Here is a 1,221-nt window from a genome sequence, read left to right on the forward strand (position 1 = left end):
GCGGCCGCCGGCTCCGCCTGCCCCGGTTCCGCGGGCAGGCCCCACTCGGGGCCGTCGAGGAGGAAGGCGACCGCGCTCGCGCCCCGGCCGCGCGCCCCGGCGAGCAGCGCGGTCTGCTCCGCGTCGAGCGCGCCGAGGAAGGCGACGAGCAGCCCCTCCGTACCGCCGTGCAGGGCGTCGTGGGCCGCGGCGAGGTCCGTGCCCGCCGAGTGGTCGATGACCGCCAGGACGTCGAGGAGCGCGCCCGCCGCCTCGGCGGCCTCGTGCCGCGCCGTCGCGAAGCCGTCGCTGCCAGGGACCGCGTCGAGCGCGCCCTCGTCGGTGATGAGGCGTACGTCCATCTCGCGTTCGAGGAGGTGCGTGAGGACCGAGGCGGTTCCCGACACGGCCCACTCGAAGGCGCTGTCCGGGCCGCCGCCCGCGTAGGCGCCGCGCCGCGTGTCGAGCAGCACCGTGCAGCGGGACCTGCGCGGCTGCTCCTCGCGCCGCACCATCAGCTCCCCGTACCGCGCCGTCGAGCGCCAGTGCACCCGGCGCAGGTCGTCGCCGTGCCGGTAGCCGCGCGGGATGACGTCGTCCTCGCCGGTGAACGAGAGCGCGCGCTGCCGCCCGCCGCCCGCCCCCGGGGCCTGCCCGCCGAGCCCCGACGCGGGCAGCGGGACCACCGCGGGGAGCACGGTGAGGGTGTCGCGCGCGCTGAAGGACCGGCTCAGCTCGCACATCCCGAAGGGATCGCTGAGCCGCAGTTGCAGCGGACCGAGCGGGAAGTGGCCCCGCATGTCGGAGCGCACCCGGTACGAGACCTCCCGGCGCCCGGCCGCCTCGACGCGGTCGAGGACGAAGCGCGGGCGCGGGCCGAGCTGGTAGGGCACCCGGTCCTGGAGCATCAGCAGCCCCGTCGTGAGCCGCGAGACGTTCTCGACGCGCAGGTGGACACGCGCCTCCTCGCCCGCCTGCACGCGCAGCGGACTGAGCCTGCGGCTGCCCGTGACGCGGTGGCGGGTACGGAAGAGGACGGTCGCGGCGACGAGCGGGAGCACCGCGAGCAGCACCCCGACCCGCAGCAGCTCGCCCTGCCCGAGGACGTACGCGCAGACCCCGGCGGCGACCCCGGCGGCGAGGAAGGACCGGCCGCGCGTGGTCAGCCCGGCGAAGGCGGTCCGCAGCGGCCCGCGCGCGCCGCCCTCCTCGTGGTCCTCGGCGACCGGCGCGAGGGCGGGC

At 77.8% G+C, this 1,221-nt stretch carries 1 protein-coding gene; it reads right to left on the reverse strand.

Features of this window, described 5'->3' with window-relative positions:
- The coding region (locus G3I42_RS08980; RefSeq protein WP_343244495.1) for a DUF58 domain-containing protein at positions 1–1,221 on the reverse strand (1,221 nt) is incomplete at both ends.

The sequence above is a fragment of the Streptomyces sp. SID11385 genome (assembly GCF_010548245.1).
Classification (GTDB): Bacteria; Actinomycetota; Actinomycetes; order Streptomycetales; family Streptomycetaceae; genus Streptomyces.